Source organism: Guptibacillus sedimenti (assembly GCF_028610665.1).
Classification (GTDB): Bacteria; Bacillota; Bacilli; order Bacillales; family Guptibacillaceae; genus Guptibacillus; species Guptibacillus sedimenti.
In genome coordinates this window covers 442,865-467,236 of the sequence record NZ_JAQQWV010000002.1, presented here as the reverse complement: position 1 = coordinate 467,236, position 24,372 = coordinate 442,865, and the positions used below count along the sequence as shown (strand labels likewise).

At 40.6% G+C, this 24,372-nt stretch carries 28 protein-coding genes; 6 read left to right on the top strand and 22 right to left on the bottom strand.

Going from position 1 to position 24,372, the window contains the following annotated elements; all coding sequences use genetic code 11:
- Positions 1-18 precede the first annotated feature (18 nt).
- Both PQ578_RS10710 and PQ578_RS10705 read right to left on the bottom strand, forming a co-directional pair.
- Positions 19-735: a hypothetical protein gene (locus tag PQ578_RS10710; protein ID WP_273834287.1), complete on the bottom strand. Its 717-nt coding sequence runs from the start codon at positions 733-735 to the stop codon at positions 19-21.
- The gene (locus PQ578_RS10705; protein ID WP_273834286.1) at positions 732-1,598 is read right to left on the bottom strand and encodes an ABC transporter ATP-binding protein; all 867 of its coding nucleotides are present in this window, start codon (positions 1,596-1,598) and stop codon (positions 732-734) included. The genes PQ578_RS10710 and PQ578_RS10705 overlap by 4 nt, the downstream gene beginning before the upstream one ends.
- 293 nt (positions 1,599-1,891) lie before the next feature.
- Between PQ578_RS10705 and PQ578_RS10700 the strand changes: the two genes are divergently transcribed.
- From PQ578_RS10700 to PQ578_RS10685, 4 genes are all read left to right on the top strand, one after another.
- Positions 1,892-2,566 carry a response regulator transcription factor gene (locus tag PQ578_RS10700; protein WP_273834285.1) on the top strand — a complete coding sequence of 225 codons (675 nt, stop codon included), beginning with the start codon at positions 1,892-1,894 and terminating at the stop codon, positions 2,564-2,566.
- Entirely contained in the window at positions 2,563-3,933 is a 1,371-nt protein-coding gene (locus PQ578_RS10695) for a sensor histidine kinase (RefSeq protein WP_273834284.1), read from the top strand. Before PQ578_RS10700 ends, PQ578_RS10695 begins: the two co-directional genes overlap by 4 nt.
- An 89-nt stretch (positions 3,934-4,022) precedes the next feature.
- Complete coding sequence (locus PQ578_RS10690) at positions 4,023-5,051, top strand: ABC transporter permease (RefSeq protein WP_273834283.1); 1,029 nt, start codon at positions 4,023-4,025, stop codon at positions 5,049-5,051.
- A gap of 1 nt (position 5,052) precedes the next feature.
- Complete coding sequence (locus tag PQ578_RS10685; protein ID WP_273834282.1) at positions 5,053-5,757, top strand: ABC transporter ATP-binding protein; 705 nt, start codon at positions 5,053-5,055, stop codon at positions 5,755-5,757.
- Positions 5,758-5,963: 206 nt separating this feature from the next.
- Here PQ578_RS10685 and PQ578_RS10680 read toward each other — a convergent pair whose 3' ends face one another.
- The 7 genes from PQ578_RS10680 to PQ578_RS10650 all read right to left on the bottom strand — a co-directional run bounded on the left by PQ578_RS10680 (position 5,964) and on the right by PQ578_RS10650 (position 12,172).
- Positions 5,964-7,016, bottom strand: a complete 1,053-nt coding sequence (locus PQ578_RS10680) for an alanine/ornithine racemase family PLP-dependent enzyme (protein WP_273834281.1) — start codon at positions 7,014-7,016, stop codon at positions 5,964-5,966.
- A gap of 32 nt (positions 7,017-7,048) precedes the next feature.
- Positions 7,049-8,137, bottom strand: a complete 1,089-nt coding sequence (locus PQ578_RS10675; RefSeq protein WP_273834280.1) for an N-acetyltransferase DgcN family protein — start codon at positions 8,135-8,137, stop codon at positions 7,049-7,051.
- Positions 8,138-8,838: 701 nt separating this feature from the next.
- Positions 8,839-9,249, bottom strand: a complete 411-nt coding sequence (locus tag PQ578_RS10670) for an HIT family protein (RefSeq protein ID WP_273834279.1) — start codon at positions 9,247-9,249, stop codon at positions 8,839-8,841.
- A 142-nt stretch (positions 9,250-9,391) separates the two neighbouring features.
- Positions 9,392-10,297, bottom strand: coding sequence for a DUF4367 domain-containing protein (locus tag PQ578_RS10665; protein WP_273834278.1), 906 nt, complete (start codon positions 10,295-10,297; stop codon positions 9,392-9,394).
- A gap of 194 nt (positions 10,298-10,491) precedes the next feature.
- Positions 10,492-11,007, bottom strand: a complete 516-nt coding sequence (locus PQ578_RS10660) for a nucleotidyltransferase family protein (protein ID WP_273834965.1) — start codon at positions 11,005-11,007, stop codon at positions 10,492-10,494.
- Positions 11,008-11,110: 103 nt separating this feature from the next.
- Positions 11,111-11,287 (bottom strand): hypothetical protein, encoded by a 177-nt coding sequence (locus tag PQ578_RS10655; RefSeq protein ID WP_273834277.1) that lies wholly within the window; start codon positions 11,285-11,287, stop codon positions 11,111-11,113.
- Positions 11,288-11,410: 123 nt separating this feature from the next.
- Complete coding sequence (locus PQ578_RS10650; protein WP_273834276.1) at positions 11,411-12,172, bottom strand: phosphotransferase family protein; 762 nt, start codon at positions 12,170-12,172, stop codon at positions 11,411-11,413.
- Positions 12,173-12,329: 157 nt separating this feature from the next.
- Between PQ578_RS10650 and PQ578_RS10645 the strand changes: the two genes are divergently transcribed.
- Entirely contained in the window at positions 12,330-12,698 is a 369-nt protein-coding gene (locus tag PQ578_RS10645; protein ID WP_273834275.1) for a VOC family protein, read from the top strand.
- A 194-nt stretch (positions 12,699-12,892) separates the two neighbouring features.
- Positions 12,893-13,618 carry an iron-sulfur cluster repair di-iron protein gene (gene ric / locus PQ578_RS10640; RefSeq protein ID WP_273834274.1) on the top strand — a complete coding sequence of 242 codons (726 nt, stop codon included), beginning with the start codon at positions 12,893-12,895 and terminating at the stop codon, positions 13,616-13,618.
- A 44-nt stretch (positions 13,619-13,662) separates the two neighbouring features.
- Here ric and PQ578_RS10635 read toward each other — a convergent pair whose 3' ends face one another.
- From PQ578_RS10635 to PQ578_RS10575, 13 genes are all read right to left on the bottom strand, one after another.
- A complete protein-coding gene (locus PQ578_RS10635) occupies positions 13,663-14,334 on the bottom strand; it encodes a Crp/Fnr family transcriptional regulator (RefSeq protein WP_273834963.1) in 672 nt (223 codons plus the stop codon).
- A gap of 68 nt (positions 14,335-14,402) precedes the next feature.
- Positions 14,403-15,734: a PAS domain-containing sensor histidine kinase gene (locus PQ578_RS10630; RefSeq protein WP_273834273.1), complete on the bottom strand. Its 1,332-nt coding sequence runs from the start codon at positions 15,732-15,734 to the stop codon at positions 14,403-14,405.
- Positions 15,731-16,183, bottom strand: coding sequence for a GAF domain-containing protein (locus PQ578_RS10625; protein ID WP_273834272.1), 453 nt, complete (start codon positions 16,181-16,183; stop codon positions 15,731-15,733). The genes PQ578_RS10630 and PQ578_RS10625 overlap by 4 nt, the downstream gene beginning before the upstream one ends.
- A gap of 12 nt (positions 16,184-16,195) precedes the next feature.
- The gene (locus tag PQ578_RS10620; protein ID WP_273834270.1) at positions 16,196-16,852 is read right to left on the bottom strand and encodes a response regulator; all 657 of its coding nucleotides are present in this window, start codon (positions 16,850-16,852) and stop codon (positions 16,196-16,198) included.
- Positions 16,852-17,520: a sensor histidine kinase gene (locus PQ578_RS10615; protein WP_273834269.1), complete on the bottom strand. Its 669-nt coding sequence runs from the start codon at positions 17,518-17,520 to the stop codon at positions 16,852-16,854. The genes PQ578_RS10620 and PQ578_RS10615 overlap by 1 nt, the downstream gene beginning before the upstream one ends.
- Before the next feature lie 12 nt (positions 17,521-17,532).
- Positions 17,533-19,044 carry a nitrate/nitrite transporter gene (locus PQ578_RS10610; RefSeq protein ID WP_273834268.1) on the bottom strand — a complete coding sequence of 504 codons (1,512 nt, stop codon included), beginning with the start codon at positions 19,042-19,044 and terminating at the stop codon, positions 17,533-17,535.
- Positions 19,037-19,324: a hypothetical protein gene (locus tag PQ578_RS10605; RefSeq protein WP_273834267.1), complete on the bottom strand. Its 288-nt coding sequence runs from the start codon at positions 19,322-19,324 to the stop codon at positions 19,037-19,039. The genes PQ578_RS10610 and PQ578_RS10605 overlap by 8 nt, the downstream gene beginning before the upstream one ends.
- Positions 19,311-19,628, bottom strand: a complete 318-nt coding sequence (locus PQ578_RS10600) for a hypothetical protein (protein ID WP_337958017.1) — start codon at positions 19,626-19,628, stop codon at positions 19,311-19,313. Before PQ578_RS10600 ends, PQ578_RS10605 begins: the two co-directional genes overlap by 14 nt.
- Positions 19,612-19,821, bottom strand: coding sequence for a hypothetical protein (locus PQ578_RS10595; RefSeq protein WP_273834266.1), 210 nt, complete (start codon positions 19,819-19,821; stop codon positions 19,612-19,614). The genes PQ578_RS10600 and PQ578_RS10595 overlap by 17 nt, the downstream gene beginning before the upstream one ends.
- A complete protein-coding gene (locus PQ578_RS10590) occupies positions 19,811-20,335 on the bottom strand; it encodes a QcrA and Rieske domain-containing protein (protein WP_273834265.1) in 525 nt (174 codons plus the stop codon). Before PQ578_RS10590 ends, PQ578_RS10595 begins: the two co-directional genes overlap by 11 nt.
- A 14-nt stretch (positions 20,336-20,349) precedes the next feature.
- Entirely contained in the window at positions 20,350-20,910 is a 561-nt protein-coding gene (locus PQ578_RS10585; protein WP_273834264.1) for a 4Fe-4S dicluster domain-containing protein, read from the bottom strand.
- Entirely contained in the window at positions 20,911-23,079 is a 2,169-nt protein-coding gene (locus PQ578_RS10580) for a molybdopterin oxidoreductase family protein (protein WP_273834263.1), read from the bottom strand.
- Positions 23,066-24,151, bottom strand: a complete 1,086-nt coding sequence (locus PQ578_RS10575) for a hypothetical protein (protein ID WP_273834261.1) — start codon at positions 24,149-24,151, stop codon at positions 23,066-23,068. Before PQ578_RS10575 ends, PQ578_RS10580 begins: the two co-directional genes overlap by 14 nt.
- Positions 24,152-24,372: the final 221 nt, after the last annotated feature.

The window sequence follows — 24,372 nt, the reverse complement described above, 5'->3', positions numbered from 1 at the left end:
TCCTCTTCCTCCTAAAACTTAGTAATCAATCTTCGGTAACCGATCATATGCAAACACAAACAATAGTAAACTCACAACCGCAATAACACCCATTTCTACCCCATCCAGCGCAAGAAATGGTAGCTGATTCGGCAGACTGTATACGGGCGCATACGCGACGAGATCCTTCACAAATTCAGGAACTGCCTCTACCTGAAACACGATGCCAAGTAGACCAGGAAGCACCAAGATCGTCACAAGCGAAAGAATTAACAGCTGCATCACCTTTTGATAATACATCGAAACCACTTGAAAGAGTAAGGTAAAAAAGACGCCGAATAACACATAGTGAAGCACCGACATCCCAACATCCGCTACTGAAAAAGCCTGACCATTTAATTGATGATTCACAAAAAGCAGAGCCGCACACCCAAATCCGAACAAAAGTGACATTGTGCTGATGACGAGCACCCGGGACACCAAAAACTTGATGCGATCGCGAGCAGACGTAAAAAGAAGATAGATCGTACCGTAATGGAGATCAGCAATCACGACTTTCGCACAAAATATTCCAAGTGCCACCGTGGCGACGCCCCCATATAACCCTGACACATTCTCCGGCTGAAATGGACCATCCAGCTCGTAAATCGAATAAACAATTCCTCCACCAAACAAAAAGGCAAATCCAATCGACAGAAACAACGGCAGGCTAAGGTTACGTTTTATCTCAAGCTTCATGTACTGTCCAAAATTCACTTCGCTTCACTCTCCATATTTTGAAAATAGAAATCCTCAAGCGTGTCCTTTTTCCGCTTCACATCCGCTGGGAAAAGATCGTGCTGACTTAAGTGTTTCAGCACCTGTTTCATATCTCCATCAAATGGAACCGAAAGAACATTTCCACTTCGGGTCATCCCTTCGTATCCTGCCAACACATGCATAGCTTGATGAAGATCTGCTTGAGAAAACGTGAACTCTAAAACTTCACCCTGCTGCTGATCTCTTGCATACTCATTAATCAACCGTCCCTCTTTAATCACATAAACACGATCACTCACATTCTCGATATCTTCTAAAATGTGACTTGAAATCAGTATGCCAATGCCTCTTTCTTTTGCTAGCTTCTTTAAGTAGCCAAGGATATTCCGTATTCCATCCGGGTCCATTCCATTTGTCGGTTCATCCAATACGAGATAATCCGGATTCGAAATAAGCGCGAGCGCAATCCCTAGACGCTGCTTCATCCCAAGCGAATAGTCCTTCACCTTTTTCTTTAAGTACGACTCCATACCAAGCGACTGAATAATTTCATCGAAATGTTCATCGTCTCCACCAAACAAGGAACGAAAATAATGGATATTGTACCGCCCGCTTTTATTCGGAAAGAACTTTGGCTTTTCAATTAAACTTCCAACGGAACGACCTTCTCCACTGAAAGTAAGCTCACCGTCATACTTTACGATAATCCCAGAAATGATTTTCATTAACGTTGTTTTTCCAGCCCCGTTTGGTCCAACAAGTCCCACAACCTCTCCTTTTCGTAGCGACAAAGTAACGTCAGAAAGTGCTCTTTCCTTCTTATGAAACGTCTTTGAAAGTTCATGCATTTCAATACTCATCTTCATCCCCCTCATTAAAATGAACCATATCCTTCTTTTTCCATTATATAATATCAACGTCTTTTTGCAATATATATTTGTCATTTAGTCATTTTTAATTTTCTTTTTATAAAAAATTGATAAAAAGCGCTTGAGCAAATCATTGTTGAGAAAGAATGATTGAGAGGGTACATGAAACGAACCGGCTAAATCCGCTAAATAAAATTCACCACGATCTCTTATCCGTTAATCTTTTGTTCACCTTTACGTTGTAAGATAGGTGGGAGAGATTCTGTACAGAAAGGATGAAACACGTGATTTCCATCTTAATCATCGATGACGATCCGCACATTTTAAATCTTGTCGAAGTTACGCTCAGAGATGCTGGGTTTCATACATACACATCAAGAAATGGCATAGAAGCTTTAGCACGATTAGAAGAAGTTACGATTGACCTTGCTATTGTGGATGTGATGATGCCAGGATTAGACGGATATACACTTACCAAAAAAATTCGCGATACGTACGACCTTCCCGTTATTTTATTAACCGCCAAAGGCGAGCTACATGATAAAGAACAAGGATTCACTGCTGGAACGGACGATTATATCGTCAAACCATTTGAACCGAAGGAACTGATTTTCCGTGTACAGGCTGTTTTAAGACGATATGATAAGCCGAGTCAGTATACGATTCAGCTGGCTGATGTGAAAATTGATAAAAGAAATTATGAGGTGCAAATTGGAAAACAGCACCTTCTGATGCCTTTAAAGGAGTTTGAGTTACTAGCCCTCTTGGCTTCTCGACCGAACCAAGTTTTTTATCGAGATGATCTGATCGAAAAGATCTGGGGCTTTGATTTCGAAGGGGATGAGAGAACGGTCAATGTTCACATTAAGAGGGTTCGTGAACGGCTCGGAGCGGTTACCTCTAGCATCAAAATTGTTACCGTTCGTGGAATTGGCTATAAGCTAGAGGTCATATCATGAAATCCCTCTACTCGAAATTCATCCTAACAACACTGGTCATTATGCTAATCAGTTCCGTTATTGGCTTTTTATTTGCGAATGCTTACTATCAAAACAACTTAAAACCAGAGAATGACGCGAAAAACATGGAGATTGCGACAAGCATAGCGGGGTTTGCCGAAAACCAGGCGGACCTAGAAGAATACCTTAGCCATACAGCAGCAACCGGGTACCAGCTTTTTTTAGTTGGGCAGGGAGAAAGCCGTTTTTATGGAGGGGAATTTAAAGAAAAAAACGTATCGCAAGAAGCGATCGATGATGTATTAGATGGTCAACCCTATCATGGTATGAAGGAATTTCCGAAGCAAACATTTGTGACGGGGTTCTTCGCCAACGAGCTAAAAAATTCAGTCGGTGTGCCGTTGACCTACGATGGGACGCAGTATGCGCTATTTTTGCGACCAGATATTAAGCTCTTATTCAACGAGATCCATCTTCTTTTAGGCTGGATGGTGTTCGTGATCTTTATTTTAAGTTTACTTGCCGAACTCGTTTGGTCCGCGATGCTGATTCGCCCAATCCGAAAGCTATCTCACGCAACCAATAAAGTGCGAGAAGAAGGATTTGATGTTCACTTGGACATTCATCGCAGAGATGAGATTGGCCAGCTGGCGCAAAATTTCAAAGAAATGATCGCAAGGCTCGGTAAATTAGACAAGCTTCGGAAGTCATTTGTCTCAAATGTATCGCATGATATTCAGACGCCTTTATTAAATATACAGGGGTACAGTCGTTTATTAGAAAACAATGCCCTTTCCGAGGAAGACAGAAAATCATACTTGCGTGTCATTCAAGAGGAAGCAGAACGGATGTCCATTTTATCCAAACAGCTATTAACGCTATCCTCTCTTGAACCAAAAGAGAAAGATCACTCCAGAAAGTCGGTTGATTTATCCGCTCAATTAAAAAGCCTGTTGCATCTCTATTATTGGCGAATCGATGAAAAGGAGCTTTCTTTAACCTATACTCTTGACGAAGTTCAATTTAATGGGAATCCGGAGCTGTTATATACCGCCTGGGAAAATCTTTTAACGAACGCAATAAAATACAACGAGCCAGGTGGATCGATTGAGGTTATGCTAAAAGACACTCAAGACCAAATCGAACTAACCTTTACGGATACAGGCATCGGCTTAGATCCAAGTGAAAAAGAACAAATCTTTGACCGCTTTTATCGTGCCGACCTAGCGCGTACGAGAACACAGCAAGGCACAGGCTTGGGCTTATCCATTGTAAAAGAAATTATTGAACTCCATCAAGGTGATATTCTCGTCGAAAGTAAGTTAGGAAAAGGCACCACATTTACAATCACTCTTCCACATTTGTAATCATTCATTAACCTTTTGTTCACTTAACTGATTTAAAGTAATCAGTGTCAGGAACGAAAGGTTTTTCTTATAGAAAGGAATGATGGTAAATGAATATGGCTTGGAAAGAAATGAAGAAAAATAAACCGAAATTTCTTATCGTCGGCTCCATCGTGCTACTCATTAGTTTGGTCACGTTCATTATTTCTGGTCTTGCAAATGGCTTATCTCAAGACAACGTCTCATTGATCAAAAACATGCCGGATGGCACGTTTTACATGAGCGAGGACTCAAACGAATCCTACACGCAATCTCATCTTGAAGAGAAGAAACAGCATCAAATCCTTGAGAGCGACCAGGACGCATTCGCCTTTTCCCTTCAAATGGGGTCACTCAAAAACGAAGCAGACAACCAACAGAGCGTTGCCTTTCTCACTTCTACAGATACGCCATTGTTTCAACAGGTAAACAAAGGAGAAGTCATTCTCGATCGCTCGTTAAAAGCGGAAGGCATCAAGGTTGGTGATGAACTAACCAGTCCTCTCTTTGACGGAACATTTAAGGTGATTGATTTTGTTGATAACAAAAAGTTCAACCACTCGCCCGTTGCGTTTATCAATCAGGAATCATTTAAAAACATGTTTCGAACGGATGAATTGCAGCTCATTTATCGTCCTAATACAACCGAGGAGATTAGCGGGGTGCAGTCCTTTTCTAAGAACGAATTTCTCTCTACCATCCCAAGTTACCAGGCTGAACAAATGACGCTAAATATGATTGTTTGGTTTCTCGTTGTGATTAGCGGCATGCTGTTTGCGATTTTCTTTTATATGATGAATGTCCAGAAAATCGGTATGTACGGCATTTTAAAAGCACTCGGCATTCGCACAGGGGATTTGTTTAAAATGATTTGGAGTCAGATGGCGCTTATTACGATACTAGCTCTTTTCGTTTCTGGACTACTGAGCCAAGTTTTTCAAGTAATTGCTCCTGATACAATGCCTTATCACTTAACTCTTAAAACAACAATACAACTATCCTTCGTCTTCGTGATTGTTGGTTTCTTAGGATCGACGTTATCAGGCTTTCAAATTAGGAAAATTGAACCTTTGCAGGCTATTCAACAAGGAGAGGCTTAAGATGACACAACTACAATTAGAACAAATCAGAAAAACGTTCATAAATGGAGAAGTCGAAGAAGAAGTGTTAAAAGGGGTGGATTTATCGCTTCAAAAAGGGGAAGTAACCGCGTTAATCGGTGCTTCAGGTTCAGGAAAAAGCACTTTGCTGACAATCGCTGCCGGTCTTCAACCTCTCTCCAGCGGTCGCGTCCTTTTTGAAAATCAGAATTTAGCACAATTGCGACCAGAACAGGTGCGAAACATCCGAGCGCATCATTTCGGTTTTGTTTTTCAATCATCCCACCTCGTTCCTTTTCTAACAGTTGAAGAACAACTTTCGATGATGATGGACGTGGCTGAAATGAAAATAAACAAACGCGATAAGCGAAAACAGATAACGGACGTATTAGAAAAGGTTGGAATGACGCATCGGCTAACAGCCTACCCTTCCTCCTTATCAGGCGGGGAAAAACAGCGAGTCGCCGTTGCACGGGCCATTATCCACAACCCCAAAGTTCTATTTGCAGATGAGCCCACAGCAAGTTTAGATTCAAAAAGGTCAAAAGACACCATGGCGTTGATTCAGCACGTAACGAAATCGCTCGGGATGACCACATTAACGGTGACTCATGATGAAGAAATGTTAGCTTATGCGGATCACATCGTGACGATGAGTGATGGGAAGATTGTAAACGCTCGGGAATCGGTGAAACGGTTCTGCTAATTCCATCTGATATCGTCATTCACAATGCTGCAGTTTGTCCAGGCATAAATAAACACACCATTGCGATCGCTTTTTAATCAGGGAACTCCCCTATCTTCTCTGAATCACTCGGGCGGTGCTTAAGAGTCCATTTCATAACAAAAAGGGAGTGCCAATGTTTAAATCATTGGCACTCCCTATACTTTCCTCATGTTGCATAGCTTAAATTAATAGATAACTTTTAATGCATGACTATACTTCTTTGAAACATACGGCGACGTCATAACCGAAAGAAGCGCTCCATAATTAAGATTGAAAGTGACTTCGTCTCCAACTTGTAGCTTGCTCTCTTTTGCATTAACTACCATATGATCGCTACTCGAACCAAGAATTTCAATATCCAAAACGGGTGTCAACCCTGATATTAGTACGTCCTGCTTTCCTATGCCCAGAATAATTCGGTTCATCATGCCTCGATCACAAAATTCCGGAACTTCCCCGAATGCATTCTGTCCTATTTCTCCATATGGCATGGAAGGCTTCATTTTCGCTTCAATCACTTCCGTAATTAACGTAAAAGCATCCGTATACAGTCCGGGTATCACCTGGCGATTTAATGTTTCCCGCCCCAAATAAATCGATTCTCCCAGACGTAAGTTGTTAACTTTTGTTACGTCAGTAGTATTCATAAACCAATTGTAATTAGCAGAATTTCCACCAGATACAATTGAAAGAGGAAAAGCAAACTTTGTCTCAATCATGGTCGCTAATTGAGAGAGCTCGATCATTTTTTCATTGTTCGGTTTAACTCCTCCAAAACAAGCGAAATTAACACCTATCCCTACAATTTGGATTCCCTCAAGCTTCACTACATGCTCAATAAAAGTCTCAAGAGTTCCTGGCATAATTCCTTCTCTTAAATCCCCCATCTCAACCATAACAATAATCTTATGGACAAGGTGGTTTTTCAAAGCTGCTTCAGATAATTTTTCTATAACGAATAACTCTGTATTAAGGCTAATATCGGAATATTTAATAACAGCATCGATTTCACTTAAAGCTGGTGATCTTAGCAATACAAGCTTCGCCTTTATTCCAGCTTCTCTCATCTTTTTAAGGTTCACTATTTTCGAATCTGCGAGCATACGAAATCCTTCGTCTAAGAGTATCTTTGCAACTTCTGGTGCTCCGCAAACGACTTTCGTCACACCCATCAACCCGATATTTCTTGCCCCATAGAGAGCGACTAATGTTGCTGCGTTATGTGCGATTTTCGCCAAATTAATTTCGATGCGAGGAGCACAAGCAATCGTCAATGGGTGATGACTGTTTTCTGTTTTCTTCTCAAATTAGGATAAGCCTCAAAGATACTTCCCACCAATTTATCACATCCAAATTTAAGTGCGTCAGTTGTTGGTAGCGCTAGATCTTGTTCATACTGAGCAATTGTTTGCTCAAGCTCGTGATCAGACATATTTTCATGATTAATCGTCACAGCAATAACTTTAGACTTCGCAAAGTTTTCGATGAGATCAATCTCACTTTTGATCGTTGGCATTTTCATGTAACTGAAATCACCCAAATACTCACGGTTAGGCGCATGTTGAACGATAACAGCATCAGGTCTCGAACCTCTAATGATTCCACACGAACTAATATACGCAGGATGGCTCAATGCGCCCTGTCCTTCAACAATAATAATATCGGGTTTCTCATTTTCGACCGCTTTCATGATCTGGTTTTCAATTTCACCTGTCATAAACTGCGATGGGATAGCATCGATCGCTACACCATATTTGGCGCCTTGTATTAACCCCGTCTGGCCTGTTGCAATAAATGCAACATTTAATCCTTGATTCAGCAAGGCTTCTTCAAGCAAAACAGAAGTTGTTCGCTTTCCAATTGCACTGTCTGTACCGAGTACCGCGATGATCGGCGTATCTATATTTAAGATTCTACCCGAGAACAGGTGCATGTCCTTCTTCTCCGGAGGCTTCCTCACATCATTAATTTTCACACCACATTTTTTCGCATGCTGAACAAATTCTTCATCATTCGTGAAAAATTCATGAAGAGGGTTAACGATATTCATCCCCAGTTCCATCACTCTGAAAAGAAGATTTCGTTCATCCTGTTTTAAAAAGGCTTCAGAAGGAGCTATTCCATATATGAATTGGTCAGGTACTCTCTGTACCGTTTCTAGCGCATGATCAAGATTCTTAAAGATGGGGATGTCATTGTGTTTTCCAAAAAGAAATTCGCCAGCATCCAAATAAGCTTTTGTACTATCAATAACCCCAACGATCTCGAATTTTCTTGAACTTCGAACCAGCCCATTAGCTGTCTTTCCGTCCATTGTGCCAAATTTATTTTCACAATATACGATTGCTGTTTCTTTCATAAGGCAATTCCTCCTAAATCTATTTTCACTGCAGTAACTCCGCATAAAAGAGATCTTATTTGACAAGTAAAAACTTGTCCATATAGAAAAAGCCTATAAGTAAAAAAATTTCAAATATAGAAAACTTTCACACAAATCAAGTATAACACAGAAATTCAAAATATTTTTTTAATGTAGTTTTATCACGGTTGTAATACAAGAATAAAATCGAAATAATCAAAGTTTTAAGCTAGTTAATTATTATACAATTATAATGATTACACATTAAAAAAATACAATTGTTTCTCTTTACTCATTTGGAAATTCATTCAAATCGTCAGCTACATCCTTCTGTATTCCTATTGATTCCCTGAAATTTCTAATTGTAGAACAAGTCCAAATCCTTATTTGAGGATTGTAAGAATCAGTGGAAGAATCAGTGGGACGGTTCTACTGATTAAATCTTATAAATAAAAGGAGCGCTAATAAAATCATTCATTAGCACTCCTTTTATTGCATGTCATGACACTTTCGTTTTAATTGTTCTTTTATCAATTATGGTTAAAACAAACTCATAGCCAAAAGCAGCCAGTAACCCCGACCAAAAGAGTATAGGTGAAGAAAAGAAATGATTATAATAAATGAGATGATGAGTATAGTTCACAAACAATCTGAAACACCCCTACCTCTTCTTAAAAATCGCACCTCTTACGATGAGAGAACTACAGATGTGCTTTTTTTCTTTTATTTTCAGGCTGCTTTAACCAATAACGCAATCCCTTTCCTGCCAATGGCTCGTCATCATATCTTGGTATAACGTGCAGATGACTATGAAAAATGAATTGATTGGAGACTTCTCCCACATTCCAACCAAGTGTATAGCCATCTGGAGAAAACGCTTGATCCAGGTATTCCTTTGCATCCTGTAAAAGTTCATACGTGTCGTTCCATTCTTCCTGCGATAATTCAAATGCGTTAGCGTGATGCTTCTTTGGAACAATCACTCCACAGCCTTCTAAGACATCTTGTTGATCGTCATGTTGTAAGAAATAACAAGATTCATTTTCAAATAGGATCTTCTGTTTCTCGTCTTTTTCAGGATTACAAAATGGACAGTTCTCTTTGTAAGTCAATAAATTTCCTCCTCATTTTTTAAAATCACCCAGGATTTAGTAAAAGAATACAATCCCAATTATTTCAAAACATGAACAACCAGGCAATGCTAGGTAACTAGTAAAAGAGAGCTGATATACTCAGCTCCTCCTCAATTTTCCCTTATTCAAAAGACTCCGCAACTGTAAGCAAATCTTCTTTTGATAAGTCCTCTATCTTCCCTTTCAACTCATAGGTAATCGAACCATTTGTCCAAATCAACCGCTGCGTCTCGCCTTCTTTTCCTGCATATACTCCTTTTTGATCGCCAATTGAAACCTCTTCTGTCTCTAACTGATCAGAAGAGATCTCACCATTTTTAACGGTCATCAATTCCATCTTTTCACCCGTTTCGCCATGAAAAATAAACGTTATGGTGCTATCATCCTTACTCTCATGTTTGATTTCTACCCCATCCACTTCATAAGGCATGACTGTCGGATACAGAGGCTGATAAGCTTCATCTCCCGTTCGATCTACTAATCTTGAACGATCGTATACGTATAATCCCTCTTCTGTTTCTGTTGCTGTATCGAAAGCATAGGGCAATGATTGAGTATCCATATAGCGGATTTGCGTTATCTTTCCTTCTTCGTTTGTGTTAACTCTTCCACTAACATCAGCAGTTTGACCATTGCTTACGTTAACTTGTATGTCAAAATCATAGGCCGTTGCTGTGTCCTCACTCTGCTCAACGTTTATGGTCCCAATAGCCATTTCAACACCATTTCCGTACGCCTTACGATGAAAGCTGTTAAGTAAATTGTTGTTCATCGCACTCTCCATATAGTCTTCTGTAAAGTAAGAGCTGAATTTGTCCATGTAGTAGGTAGAAACCTCTTCGTACTTTTCCTCTTCATAAATCTGTGTTATTTCTTCATCCGGTCCTGAAAATATTTGCTCTAGTACCGTTGTGACATCATCTTTCGTCGTATTCTCTTCTTCCGAGTTTTCGCTAGCAGGCTGGTTCGATGCACAACCAGCAGTTAATATAAGCGTCATCGTAGTTAGTAGAATTCTTTTAAGCAAAATACAACCTCCGTTTCGTTGTCTTAATTAAATATACGATCAGTAACTGCCTTAAGTTTCAAGAATTGGTAATAAATTAGGAGTTCGTTATGTATATTTACGAATTTACCCTTTAACAAGACTCTGCCATTCTATTTTAATTACAAAAAAGAGACTACCTCATCACAGATAATCTCCTTCTAAAAGCATCATTTCTATAACGGAAACACTTCGATCTTCTCCCAAATCTCCTTCCAATTTTTCTTAATCACTCGTTCTTTGTAAATGGCGGCTCGCTCTTTACTCTCACTAAAAAAAGGTGTCGGCTTCACCTCTAAATTGATCGCATCATCCACACCCCAGGGAGCAGTAAGAATAAGATTGTTATCCTTCTCGATTTTGACACCAAGAGCCGTTGCGGTTTCTGGAAACTTGGAAATGGCATCCTCTGCAGAAGTGTAGGGTTCGATATGATTTATCACGTGCATTCGTGCTTCATTCTTCACAGACCATGGTACATCTGGAAGGATGCTCTTCAACTCAGCTTCTAATTCTTTTTCAGTTTTTTCACTTATATCTTCTTGATCATAATAAATGACATCAACGTCTGGCGTATCAGTTCTGTTTTCAAATCCATGTAGTGTGTCCCAAATCTTTGAACGGACAAATCCCGCGCATATCCACCAATCTGGCAAACTCAGTTGACTTGCCGCCTTAATGATCTCCATCATTCGTTCATCGTTTTCGATTAGCTTAATGATATCTTCTTTTGTCTTCAACCTAACACCTCGTTTGGATAGGAACGTCCCTTGGTTTTCTATCTCAATTTTCCTTTCAGTTCAAATTCAATAAATCAGCAATGATCTCATCACTCCCTGGTGAAAACATAAATAGAGCGAACAAGATAAATAGTGCGCCTATACAAACGACAGAAATTCGTTTACTTCCAATGAGCCCTTTTCCTACTAAAAACAATCCAATAAACAAGAGTAAGAAATACCAAACTCCCATACGCTCTCTCCTTTTATCTATCATATTGGAATCTATCCCTAATATTGGCTTTCTATTATAATGACGATTAGTGAGCAGCTATTGTTCCTTTTTAGTTAATTTATAAATTAATATTTAGATAGGTTAGAAAAATTCATATAACCCCTCATTAAAATACTCGAACTCTTTTTTTGTTACCTTATAACGCCTGTATCCTTCGTAAAATGCTTCTATGTATTCATCATGATTTAGGCATTTTCGAATCGCTAATGATTCATCATATCTAGGATCACCCATCGTCATTCCTGCAACATCAATAAACATACTCACTTCTCCGTTAATCACCATCACGTTATCCGTCGTGCAGTCCCCATGTATCATCGTTTGTTGAACGCTAGATGGTTGATTTAAAATCAACTTCTGCAAGAGTTCGAAACTCCCATCAGCATGACCAGATTTTACGTACCCCTCCGCCTTTTTTAACTGTTGAGCTAACCAATGATGATTATGGAAGCCAGCAACAGTCGTTTCATGAAGACGATGAAGAAAATGCCCAAAACTCTTAATTAAAGATAGTTTCTCTTGTTTCTCCGCTTTCTTTAAAGCAGTTGTTAAAGTCATTCCTTTCTCGTATGACATAATGAGATGACTGCTATTCGCCCCTTCAAAAGAACCATAGTATTTTGGCGTTGGTATCTCTGTGATCGTATGTAGCCTTTCTAATACAGCTGCTTCATTCATCAACCATTCTCGATATTTCTGTTCATAGGAACTTTTTATGACATAGCTACCCTCATTTGTGACGATTTGATGCACTTCGGACGTACAACCCTGATCCTGTAGCAAACTCACTCGCTCTATTTTACCAATACTTTCTTCCACCTTACTTATTATCTTTTTATTCATGAGTCAATGCCTGCACTTTCGGAAATAATGACACTTTACCATATCAATTATTTCAAAATTCGATCAATAAATCCATCAATAATCATAAGGAATAAGAAGGAGACCATGCGAACTTACCGAAATGGGTTTAGGTAACGATTATGTAAGGAGGAATAAAATGAGCCATTCACTTTTTAATGGTATTCACTATATTCGAATACCAGTCGTTAATGTCAGTGAATCCGTTTCCTGGTACTCAGAGTGTTTAAAGTTCAACTTAAAATTTAATCGAGGTGATTTAGCTGTTTTATCGCTTGACCAAGGTCCCCTCTTTGTTTTGGTAGAAGCGGACAAGAACTCGAGAGGACACTTTTTCAAAAATGGTGAACCAGAATTTTCTGTTGGTCTGACTACTTCAAACATCAATCGACTCTACAACTATTTAGTTGACCAAGATGTGCAAGTAGAACCGATTCAGGAAGATGAGGGACATCAATTCTTTCACTTTTATGACCCTAGTGGAAACAAACTTCAAGTACATAACTAAATTTTAAAAAGCTACTCTTTTAGGGTAGCTTTTTGAATGGCTTTTAACGCTGTCAGTATTCAATACTTATTACTCCATTTCTTTAAGTGATGGATTACCTTATCTTGTGTGATTTATCCCACAGTTTAGCGCATAGAAATGGTTTACATTAAGAGTGTACTTAAGAATAGGTAACGATTCGGGAGGTAATAACGATGGAAAAGATGTTTAATGGGGCTACCAAAACCGGTGAGATCGTCACACAATTTCCAAGAGCAAGCCAGATTCTGAAGGAATATCGCCTTGATTTTTGTTGTGGAGGTAACCGTCCTATTCGTGAAGCCATTGCTGAGAAAAACCTTAATGAAGGGGAAGTCCTCTCTAGATTGAACACCCTCTATGTAGAAACGAAGAAATTGAATGAACGAGAAGTGAACTGGAAGTTGGAACGGTACTCAAGTTTAATCGATCACATCCTTACTACACACCATGCATACCTCGATAACGTCCTTACTGAACTCAACGCCTTTGTGACAAAAGTCTATCGTGTGCACGGAATGAAACACCCAGAATTAAGTCAGGTCTATAGCTTGTTTCGTAGACTTAAGCTTGAACTAGAAGATCATTTAATTCAGGAAGAAGAGAAAGTCTTTCCTAAAATTAAGGCGTACGAAGAAGACCCGTCACAAGATTCTTTGAAGAAAGTACTTGAAACAATTGCTGCCCTTGAGCAAGACCACGAAGAAGCTGGCAATCTACTAAAAGAACTTCGAGCTGTTACGAACAATTACACTCTTCCAGAAGGTGCCTGCACAACTTATACCTTGACGTACCTTAAATTAGAAGAACTCGAATCCGATCTCTTTCAGCATATCCATCTTGAGAATAATATTCTTTTTCCACGACTCGAACGTGAGCGCGCGAATGTTCATCATGAATAGAAACCTCATTTTTAACGCAAAAAGGCACAAGATGTGCCTTTTTGTCATTCAGAATGCTGCAGTTTGGCAAGATCATAAATAAATATGCCATTACGATCGCTTTTTAATACCTGATCCCTTTTTAATTCATTTAATAACCGATTGATCGATTCACGAGACGTGCCGACTATATTCGCTAGATCCTGGTTGGTAATCGGAAAATCAATGGCAACTCCCCCATCACGCTTCTTCCCATTTTCATAAGCTAATCTGGTAATGGCTTGAATGAAACGATGCCGAACATCTTGTGATATGAGTGATTGGACTCGTTCCTGTAACTGGAGAATCTTTTTCCCCATCATTTTCATCACTTTAATTGCAAGGTGAGGTTTTTCAATCATGAGTTGATTAAAATCCTCAATCCGAATCATGAGGAGTTCCGCGTCTTGCAACACCCTGGCATTTGCCGGGTACGGGGATTGATCGAAGAAACCGACGTGTGGGAACATATCCCCTGATTGCAGTAAAGAAAACACCTGTTCATTTCCGTCTTCATCAATTTTATGTGTTTTAACGACTCCAGACTCAATGAAGAAGACCGCCTCACGTTCATCGCCTTCCATAAACACAAAACTTCGTTGACCGAAACGTTTTCTTGTTGTGATTTTTTCAATTTCTTCGATTTCTTCATCATCTAACCCAAGAAAAAGTGACGTTCTTTTCAAAATGTTTTTCATGTTTTCCAATGTAAAACCTCCCGTCCTGCAGCATAATGCATTATCGTTTTACTTGGGAAACTTACCATCTATTGCGGAATGTCTAGAATCACTTTTGTTCCTTTTCCTAGAGCGGTATGTATATGCAACTCGCCACCTACTGACTTTGATCTTTCCTCCATACTGAACAACCCAACACCGGAAGCAAGGCGATCTTGTACAAATCCCTTCCCTTTGTCTTCTACCATTACTCGAACCACTTCATTTAGTTCACGAATTGTGACAGAAGCCTGCTTGACACCAGCATATTTACGTACGTTTGTTAACGCTTCTTTTATGATGCGGTAGATTGTAATTTCAGACTGGTTTGCAAGGCGATTCTCAAGGACACATTCGAAGAAAACATCAATGTCATAGTTGTCCGAGTACCTATTTAAGAAAGAACGGATCGCCGGTATCAGACCAAGATCATCTAACACTGATGGTCGTAATTCCCAAGAAATCTCTCGAACCTCCTCAATAATAGCTGTCGCCTCATCACGCATTTGCGTAATAAGAGGGTGATCCAGTTCTGCATCCATTCGGCTGATCGTAATAAGGTGACTGTAAAGATTCTGGCCAATTCCGTCATGTAAATTTCGAGAGAGTCTCTTTCGTTCTTCCTCTTGAACATCAATAATTCTGGTTGCCATTTGCTTTAATTCTTCTTCAACTTTTTTTCGGTTTGTAATTTCAGAACGAATAGCTAAGTATTGATAGGGTTTTCCTTCTTTATTTAAAAAGGGCACAATGGTTGTATCCACCCAATAGGGCGTCCCATCCTTCGCTTTATTCTTAATTTCGCCCTTCCACACTTCACCCTTAGCAATCGTTCGCCAGAGATTTCGGAAGAATTCCTTTGAATGATAGCCAGAATTTATAATCGAATGATCTCTTCCGATCAGCTCCTCCTGAGAATACTTTGAAATCTGACAGAATTGATCATTCACATACACAATTTTTCCTGAATGATCGGTAATCGCGACGATTGTCGATTCATCGAGCGCGAATTTAATATCGAGGAGTTCATTCAGTACTTTTTGGGGTTCTAAACCAGCAATGGAGCGATCATTTTTTTTATGGATTACGAGAAGGATGTAAGCTTCTCCTTTAAGCGTAAACGAACTTTTCCGCAAAAACACCGGGAAATACCGTCCATTTTGCCCCACACCAAAACGCTGGACCACAATACCTTGATCCAGAAGTGAATAATTAAGATTAGGTAAAAGCTGTTGTACGGTTTTTACATGACTCGTTTGAACAAGCCCAAACAAATCTATCGCTTCTTCATTAAGAGAATAAATGTTGCCTTTTTCGTCAGTAACAATTGTTGCCTCTTCCGTCGTTTCAACAGAAGGGTGACTTTTTTTTCTTTCAATCAAAAGCGATCCCTCCCATATTCCGGCAATCTCGACTCCACACCACGTGCTACTTCAATCACTTGACTTTTTTCTTCTTCAGTAAAATAATGCACGTCACGAAAACCAATTAATAATGCGCCTTTCGGGGAGTCACCACATAATAAAGGAAAAGCATAAGCTGAAATGAGTTGCTCAGCTAGCATGATCGGATAATCTGTTGATTTGCCAAGGATACCATTTGGAAAAGAAGTTATTTCCATCGGACGACTGCTGGATATCACTTTCCCTGCAATTCCTTTGCCATAGCGAACGGTGATATATTTGTATTTTTCATTCCGATGTCCAATGACGCATGGCCATGTAATGTCTAGCCCAGCCCTATTTTGTAGTGCCAGTCCAACGACATCACAAGAAAGATCTCGTTTCAAACGATTCCCCTCAGGTGAGATCCACTTCTCAAACGGTTCCATCATCTTTCCTCCTTATTGAATTCCATAACCTAGCAAACCTTTCTTTAATGCGAAGGATACAAGCTCTGGTCTTGTTTTAATCTTGAGCTTCCCCATTACATTGCCTTTATGAGTTTCAACCGTTTTTACACTGATGACGAGCTTTTCTGCGATTTCTTTATTGGAATATCCTTTCGCAACAAGCGTAAGCACTTCTCTCTCACGATCGGATAACAATTGATAAGTATCCATTTCATCTTGCTTCAAATTACCGATGTATTCCTCCATCAATCTCTTTGTTGCTGAGGGATGAAGGTATGCGTTACCACTACAGACTGATCGTATCGCTTGAACAAGCTCATCATGAGGCGCACTCTTCAAAACACAACCAGATGCTCCACCCTGGATTGCACGGAATAAATACTCTTCATCATCATGCATCGTAAGAATGAGAATGGCAGTATGAGGTAATTGTTTTTTCAGCTCAGATGTCGCTGATAACCCGTCCTTCCCATGAGGCATACTTAAATCCATCAAAATCACATCCGGATTCGTTTGCATTGCTATTTCAATACCTTCGTTGCCTTCAGATGCTTCTCCTACGACTTCCATATCTTTTAGTGAATTTAATAGCATTTTCAAGCCCATCCTCACAACCGCGTGATCATCTACTAAGAGAACTTTTATCACTAGAATTCCCCCTCTCTCTGAATGGGTAGACTGATTGAAACCGTCGTTCCGTTTGCCAGTTTAGAAGTAACGTGGCACTTCCCACCTGCAAGAATCATTCTTTCCTTCATCGCAGCAATTCCAGTAAAATGATTTCGTTTCATGACTTTGATGACATCGAATCCTTTCCCATAATCTTCTATTTGTATTTTCACTGATTTTTCTTTCCATGTAAACCGAATCGAAGCAGAGGTTGCGTCAGCGTACTTGGCGATATTAATCAGGGCTTCCTGACAAACACGTAAGACCGCCATGCTTTTTTGCTCAGACATCACTATTTCATCACCTGTGGATTCAAAGTTTACTAAGATACCAAACGTTGATGTATAAAGCTTTGAATAACTTTTTAATGCTGAAATGAGCCCTAGTGTTGTGAGTGTATTCGGATAAAGCTCAACAGATAGTAGTCTCACTTCTTGAATCGTACGCTCCATTAGCGTGGCCATTTCTTTCGCATAGCTTCTCATATGCGGATCCTCTATGCCTGTCTCAAGAAACCCCAAACCTGTATAGAGACTATACAGGTTCTGGCTAATACCTTCATGAAGCTCGAGTGCAATGCGTTTTATTTCTTCTTCTTGTGACTGAATAATATAAGTACTAGCCTCGTTCCCATCTTTTAGCGCCATTTCGAGCCTCCTTTACTCATTCGTCATTTTCAACTTATCTTCTGTAATATCACTGAACACGCCAGCATACTGAATGACCTCTCCTGAATCGTCTTTAATCGCGTTAATCGTGAGCCATTCTAAGAAATAATTCCCGTCTTTTCGTTTATTCCATATTTGTCCTTGCCAGGATCCATTTTGTTTAAGAGTTTCCCACATCTGGTGGTAGAAAGCAGCGGACTGTTTTCCCGACTTCAACATATTCGGATTTTCTCCAATTGATTCTTTCGCACTAAACCCTGTCAGTTGCGTGAAAGCAGGATTGACCGCAATGATCTTCCCCTGTTTGTCAGTGACCATCATCCCAAGCGGCGTCGTAACCATCACTTGATGAGACAGGGTGAGCTTATCCTGGAAATACATCCAAATGACGAGAACAAGACTAACAAGCGCTAACTGAGATAATGCCATGAAACCAATCGCATAGTGTCCCGTTAATTGATATAGCGATGCCAGAATAAGAGGTGGGAAAAAGCCACCAAGTCCCCCCATTGCTGCGATGATACCGTTTGCAATTCCTGCTTGTTTCTGAAAATACATCGGAACAAGTTTGAACACAACACCGTTTCCGATTCCGGCTGCCATGGCAATCGTAATGCACCCAATCGTGTACAATTGAATGGAAGGAGCGAATGATAGAATAAGTGCAGCAACTGTGAAGCCGCCAAATACATACATTAGTAGAATGAGGGAATGGAACCTATCAGCAAGCCAGCCTCCAACCGGACGTAAGAACGTCGCAACCACGATAAACCCTGCCGTCCTTATCCCTGCATCTACTTTTTCGAGCCCGAAATTCGCGACTAAGAAATTTGGTAAATATACCGTAAAAGCTACAAATGAGCCAAACGTAATAAAATAGAATAAACAGAATAGCCATAGCTTTTCATTTTTATAGATTCCTTTAATTTGTTGCACTAGAGGCACCTGGACTCTTGGTTCATGTTTATCTCCTAAGAAAAAGTTAGCGATAATAAAGATGCCTAATAATACCATATATAATTTCACTGTGAATGACCACCCGTAATTCGCAGCAACAACCGGGGCAGCGAAAGCCGTTATGGCTGTACCAATGTTACCAGCTCCGTATATGCCGTTAACAAATCCATGTCGTTCTTTTGCATAATATTTAGGTAAAGAGGTCACCCCAACAGAAAAGATTGCACCACCGATCCCAAGGAATAAGCCACCAACTAGAAGATCAGCGAAGGAATTCGCTATGCTTACATAGTAAACTGGGAAAAGTAATAAAATGAAGCTAATCATGAATAATAGTCTAGCTCCAAATTGATTTGCAAAGTAGCCAATCGGTATACGCAATAGTGAGCCTAAAATCACGGGAACTGCTGTTACCCAGGCAATTTGCTCAGGTGCAATGGCAATATCTTCTGTGATAAACGGTAGTAAAGATGAGATCAATACCCAGACCATAAAACCTGTTACCAGATTCATTGTCTGCAATGGAAGCTGTAGTTTTTTATACATATTCATTCTCCTCGTTTCTCATCACGTAATAGAGGCCAACTTGTTCATCATAAGCACACCACTCACTTCTCGTTAGACGAACTTCGCTACTAAGTGGAACAGCAAAGAAGTATTGATGATCGAAAAAGATACGAAGATGGGTGTGATCCGGACACCATTCTAGCTTTGTTACACGTTTCTTCACCCAGGGGGCCATCTCTTCTCCCCGCTCTCCGTGGATACAAACACGAACAGATTGATCGATGTATGGTTCTAAATCTTGCATGCTAACGTGAGCCACAAGAGCTGCACCCCCTATTTGCAGGATAGACGAAAAATTGATAGCCTTGTAACACTTCCCAGAATTTCGAATCAGCACATCTTTCAAGATGCTGAGTGACGTCATATTCAGACGTCCACTCACTCATCCCCTTTACCTCAGCCACAACAATCTCTGCTCCATTTACAACTTTCTCATCGAGATACCAGTTAAGGTACTGTCCCTCGAATACTTGCTTCAGCATGTGGTCCACTTCGCCTGCAAGATCACCGGTGACTTGCTGGATAAAACAGAAGTCTAAGTAAGTTTCATTGTTCATGCCCATGAGTGCCTCCTTTATGCTTTTCCTTTTTATAAATGAGGAGCGCAATTGGAAATAGAAGAATGTTCAGCCCACCGTATACTAGCGTCATTGAGTAATGTTCATAATAAAACTGGTGAACCATTAACTGTGTGAAAACAATATTCAAGAGTAAGATGGTACAAAGTAATAGAACGCCTACATAACTACGCTTCATATCGTTTCACCTTGACGGCGTATACTACGCCATTTCTCACTTCAACTTGAATACCAGGGAGAGGTCGTCTTGGTGGGCCTGCAGTTGGCGCCCCCGTCCCCGCATCAAACTTACCGTGATGACAAGGACAAATCATTTCTTTTTCTTCCTTCACCCAATAGACCGGGCACCTTAAGTGGGTACACGCATTCTGATAAGCAACATACTTTTTCTCGCTCAAGCGAATTAAGATTGCACTGTCATGTTCACTTGGAAAAGTGAAGTCTACCGAATCGCCAACCGCGATGTCTTTCACGTTAACGATTTTTTGATGTGGATATTCTTTTTCGCCAAGTCCTAACAATTCCTTAGCTGCAACCGCTCCCCAAGGTAACGAAGAGATGGCGAACACGCCAGCTGCTCCTGCAAGTGTCTTCATGAAACCTCTTCGATCCAGCATCCGTTCATTATTCCGATTAATATTATGCGTGTAATTATCTTCATCGAATGGCACACGATTATTTTGATCCGTCATACTAAATCCTCTCCCTAAAAGAGTTTCTCTGTTCCCTGCAAAATGCCAGGCAGGTTCACTTTCACATTGGTTGCCCCTTCTAGATAAGGCATGCTGGTTACCCATTTTCCATTATCAAGATTGTGCTGCTGTTGTTTTCGGTCGATCTCACCTTCCGTTAACCACTGCAGGGTGTTGGAAGGACAGACGCTCGCACACATTGGAGGAATGCCATCTTTCGTTCGGTCGATACAAAGATCACACTTATACATGAGGTTCTGTTCTTCATCAAACTTCGGAATCCCATATGGACAGGCAATCGTACAATTCTGGCACCCAATACATTTCTCAACTAATGCTGAAAGAACAGCACCTGATTCATGAATTTGAATCGCCTGGGCAGGACAGCTTCGTGCACAGGCTGGATTTTCACAATGCAAGCACATGAGTGGCATCGTTTGACGATTCACATGCGGATTAACGTCATACACATAGTTTCGATTCCGTTGCTCATGCCCCCCGCATTGCGTACAAGCCGCAAGGCAAGCGCGGCAACCGATGCAATTTTCCAACTCAATATACAGTCGCTTTTTCATTTACAACACCTTCTCACTAGGTAGTTTCTGCATTTGAGCAGCACATGCTTTGAATTCAGGCATTCTTGATATTGGATCGAGCGCTGCGATCGTCAGCAGGTTGATGGATTCATCATGACCAAAGTGATAAGGAACAAACACAGTGTCTCTACGAATCGCTTCCGTCACTTTCACCTTGTAGACGGCTTCTCCTCGTCTTGTATAAAGACGAACTTTCTCATCATGTTCTAGATCGTACTCACTAGCCGTATCTGGGTGTACTTCTACATATGGCTCTGGACACATGTCATTCAGAAATTGGATGCGGCGTGTCTGATTTCCAGATAAGTAATGGTAGACGACACGACCCGTTGTGAGACGGAGCGGATACTTATCACAGGGCTCTTCCGCAGGCGGGCGGTATGGGAGTGCACAAATCTTCGCTTTCCCATCTGGATGATAGAATTTCTGATCAAGGAACATATGCGGTGTTCCTTTGTCCTTTCCATCTTTACAGGGCCAGAACACACCATCCTGCTGATCAATCTTATCCCACGTAGCACCGTAGTAATCGGCGTTTCCGCCCTTTGTTGCTAATCTAAATTCATCCGCCACATCTCTAGCCGTTTTCAAATGAGAGAAATACTTGCCTTTGCCAAGATGTTCAGCAAGTTCCACTTGCATTAACCAATCAGGCTTTGATTCACCAATTGGCTTCTGAGCCTGGTTGATTTTGATAATACGACCTTCAATGTTCGTGACCGTTCCTTCATCTTCTGACCACGTAACGGACGGAAGAATCACATCGGCAAACTCTGCCGATTCTGATAAGTAGAAGTCACCGCAAACCATGAAATCAAGATTCTTCATCGCTTTTCGCACGAAATTTAAATTCGGCGCAGATACAGCCGGGTTTGAACAAAGAAGATATAGTCCTCGAATTGTTTTTTTCTCCATCAACTCAAACATCTCATAAGCTGATACACCTGGCTTCGGCATTTCTTCAGGGTTAATGCCCCACACTTTCGAAACTGCTTTTACGTGTTCAGGATTCGTGATTTTACGATAGCCAGGTAAAAGATCCGATTTCTGACCGTGCTCTCGTCCACCCTGACCATTTCCCTGTCCTGTGAATGTTGCAACACCGGCCTTTGGTCGACCGATTTTACCAGTTACAAGCGCCATATTCGTGTATGCGGAAACGTTATCAACACCTTTATGCTGTTGCTCGATGCCACGTGCAAACATGACAATGGCATTTGGTGCCTTACCATAAATTTCAGCTGCCTTGATGATTTTTTCAGGTGAAACACCTGTTAAAAAGCTCGTATATTCAGGAGTAAACTCTTTTACAACTTCCTTTGTTTCCTCAAATCCGTTCGTATGATTATTCACAAAGGCTTCATCTGCATAGCCGTTTTCAATTAGGAGATGCAAGATCCCATTCGCAAGCGCAAGGTCCGTTCCTGGTTTTAGATCAAGATGAACATCCGCTCTTCTAGCGAGAGGGGTTTCACGAGGATCGACCACGATGATGTAACCCCCACGCTCCTGCACATTCCATACGCGAAACATTGAAGTGGGATGACATTCTGCCGTATTACTTCCAGCAATGAACAGGCAATCTGTCTCATGGATATCCGTCCATGGCAATGTTGAGCCCCTGTCTACTCCGAATGAGCGTAAGAAACCACCCGCTGCACTAGACATACAAAACCGACCATTATAGTCAATGTATCGCGTACCAAGGGCAACGCGAGCAAACTTCCCAGTTAAATAACATTTTTCATTTGTCATGGACACACCGCTGAAAACGGACAAACTATCTTTCCCATATTCTGCTTGCAGCTCACCGAATTTCTTAGCAATAAGCTGATAAGCTTCTTCCCAGCTCGCTTCTCTGAAACCTTCTTTCGTTCCTTTCAATGAGGCATCATCTCGAATGAGTGGACGAAGGATCCGATCAGGGTGATTCGTTTGTTGATATGCCGTTACCCCTTTTGGACACATTTTCCCAACCGTTACCGGCCAATCATAACGAGGTTCGACACCAATGATTTTGTTACTGATCGTATTCACCCTTAAGTTCATTCCACACTGCATGCCGCAATAGCTACAATGTGTCTTAACTAATTTTTCATTTGGGTGAGTGACATTTTCGATATCTCGAAAAAATTTATCCCTTTGCATTCTGATTGGCCTCCTTCGTTTTCACTTCGTGTGTCGCAAATCCAGAAAATCGTGCGATGCGGTATTTTCTTCGACATGGAAGGCATAATTCAGCAAGATGAAACCCGTCTTCCATATTGAACGTAATGTCATTTGTATTCAGCACATGAATCACATCTTTTGATTGTTCAGTCGAAACAAAAGGTTCACCACATACTTTGCATTCTTTCATCGACTGCTCAGCATAATGTTCACGGTAATTGCGCGCAAACACGCTAAGTGGTCGAAATGGAATATGAGCAAGCTTTCCAAACGGTAAGTAAATGAGCGTAATGATAACAGAATACTGATGAATGAGTGACATCACGTAATGTCCCTGGCCATGCAAAAATACGTTCATAAACGTTAAGAGAAGACCTGTTACACTAATAAACAACAAAAGATAAAGTGGTAGAAAGTCATACATAAAGTTCTGTTCCGCCCTAGCCTGCATATTTTTCAAGCGACGATAAAGCGCCATGCACACACCAGCGATCACCATGATCGCTGTAAAATTCAACGCATTATAAAAGAAGAAAGCAAGAATTCCATCTGCATTGACAGTCATTAAGTTGATGCCCATTCCAACGACGGTGTAAGCACCGCCTTCTTCCATCGTGAAGTACATCCATCCAAACACGAGCGGAAACGTGACAAAGCAGGATAGAATGACACCCCAGCCAAGCAGAAGATGTTGGGTCAATCGGTAAATCCCCCGATTCCAGATAAACTGATATGTACCAAGATGCTCAACAGATGTTTTTGGCGTAGACTTGCGACCGAGCAGCTTGATTCCTTTTTTAATGATGATTTTTGTTGGTGGTCTTTCCCCCCAGGCAATGAAACGATAGAAGAATCCACCGATAAACACGAACGTCCCCACCATATAGCCATAAAGATTCAAATCGACGTGCGTAAACATTCTCGTCGCAATAAACGACAGGATAACTAAGCCACTTATCGTAAAAAACATTGATTTCGCAAATTTTGAAGCAAATGCATGGTTGAATGAGCGTATAGATTTAGCCGGTTTTCGAAGCACAGATTCTGCCATATAAAATCCCCCCCGCAGGTTACTTGTTACTTTTATTATAGAAATGTAAGGAGAATTTGGTAATCAGGGAACTTCCCTATTATGGAAAGGGAAATCCCCTATCTTTTTACTTAGAATCATCAGAGCAGATCTAATTCATAAATCAAAGGAGTGCTAATGATTCATTCCATTAGCACTCCTTTTACTTTTTCTAAACTAATGCTTCACTGAAACCTTATCCG